Below are 587 nucleotides of genomic sequence, written 5' to 3'. Positions count from 1 at the left end.
CGGGTCCAGGCCGGGCAGGGCTTCATCCGAGCCGGGCGCGGGGACCCAGGTCCCGTCGATCAGGTGCGGCCACGGGGCCGGCGGGTCCGTGCCGGGCGGGTCCGTGCCGGGCGGGTCCGTGCCGGGCGGGTCCGTGCCGGGCTGGTCCGTGCCGGGCTGGTCGTGGGCCCAGCCGGGTGCCGGTCCCTGGCCCGGTGGCGGCCAGCAGCCGTCGTTTTCCGGATGGTTGTTGCCGGGGACGGCTGCCGGGTCCCGCTCGTCGTCCTCCCGGGGTGCCGCCCCTGCACCTTCCCCGCCGGGGCGGTCGCCGTCCGGGTTCCCTGGGGTGTCCCCGTCCGGGTGGTTGTTGCCGGGGCGGTCGCCGTCCGGGTTCCCTGGGGTGTCCCCGCCGCCGGGCTCGTGCCCGTATAGGCTGCCGGGCTGTTCAGGGGTACCGGGCTGTTCAGGGGTGCCAGGGCCGCCACCGGCGAGGAGGGCGTCCAGGGCGGGCTGGCCGGGAATCATGCCGTTGGCGGTGCCGGTTGCGGGGGTGTCGGGGCCGGCGGTGCCGGTTGCTGTGGTGTCGGTTGCTGGGGTGTCGGTTGCTG

The 587-nt window shown here is 77.3% G+C and carries 1 pseudogene; it reads right to left on the bottom strand.

What is annotated here, in order from left to right:
* Positions 1 to 587 (bottom strand): annotated as a pseudogene (locus tag G6034_RS19455) (hypothetical protein); the annotation flags it as partial.

This window comes from Arthrobacter wenxiniae (assembly GCF_013376105.1).
Lineage (GTDB): Bacteria > Actinomycetota > Actinomycetes > Actinomycetales > Micrococcaceae > Specibacter > Specibacter wenxiniae.
The sequence above is the reverse complement of the archived record's forward strand: the minus strand, read 5'-3'. Positions and strand labels throughout refer to the sequence as shown.